The organism is Vibrio sp. 10N.222.48.A3, assembly GCF_041475345.1.
Lineage (GTDB): Bacteria > Pseudomonadota > Gammaproteobacteria > Enterobacterales > Vibrionaceae > Vibrio > Vibrio tasmaniensis_A.
Genome location: NZ_JBFRVX010000838.1, coordinates 1 through 1129, shown reverse-complemented (window position 1 = coordinate 1129; position 1129 = coordinate 1). Strand labels below are relative to the sequence as shown.

The 1129-nt window shown below is 33.5% G+C and carries 1 protein-coding gene; it reads left to right on the top strand.

Annotated elements, in window-relative coordinates; genetic code table 11:
* Positions 1-1082, top strand: a 1082-nt coding sequence (locus AB4653_RS20485; protein ID WP_372105186.1) for an EAL domain-containing protein, incomplete at its 5' end; no start/stop codon positions are given.
* Positions 1083-1129 lie beyond the last annotated feature (47 nt).

Here is a 1129-nt window from a genome sequence, read left to right as displayed (position 1 = left end):
ACCTAAGTGAGACACTTTCACCAAGGGTTATCGGTTTGTTTGAAGACAAATACATTGTTCTTGTATTTGAAAGCGATACTCCCTGGGAAGAAAAAAAAATCCTTGAGCAGCAACAAAAAATTCAATTCTCTTTGCCTCATGAAAAGAAAGTAGGCGATAAAACCCTAACTTTTGATTATTCTCTTGCTAGCATGATCCTATCTAATTTTGATAAACCCCAAGATAAAAATCAGTTGTTTAGAAGAATGGCTTACAGTGTTAAAAAGTCACTTCAATCTATTGATGGTGTCTACATATATAACATTAATGACTATGAAAAAAACGTTAGAACCCGTTCGGTAATCCAAGCTTTACATCACGATATAAAAAAGGGAGGGACTCAGTTCGAGCTTTTTTATCAACCCGTCGTTTATAGTATGAATACTTCTAAAGAGTACCTTTGGGAAATATTGCTTAGGTGGAAACGCACAGAGTTCGGAGGTCCTGGTGTATTTATGCCATTATTGGCAACGGAGCCGCACCTACATTACTCATTAACCATTATAATTTTTAAAAAAATAATTGAATACGCAAAAAACACTCAAGATACACTTCCTAATATCAGTGTTAACATTAGTCATGCAGATTTAAGTATCGTTGACTTTTATGATGATGTAATGGAATTAACCAAATTAGTTCCAGAGTTAAGAAGTAAGATAATATTTGAAACAGTTGAATATAGTGAGGGTCTTTTACATAGTTATGCTAAAGAAAATATAATTGCTCTTAAAGGGGCAGGTTTTCGATTTGCTATTGATGATTTTGGATGTGGTTACTCCAATTTTAACCTTTTATCAGAAAAATATTTTGATTTTATTAAGCTAGATAAGTCGTTACTACAAAAATGTCAGGAAGATATTGTGGCCAATGAGACACTTAAGTTTATGGTTAAGCTATCTGAGCGTATTGATGTAACCTTGATTGTCGAAGGCGTTGAAAATCCTCAACATCTACGACTACTTCCAAAAAAATCTAACATCTTATTCCAAGGCTTTCACTTTTCCAAACCAAGAAGGTTAATTAGCAATGTGAAAACAGGTTGATATATGTATGGGCAATAATATGTGAAGGGCTGTAAATGACATTAAAC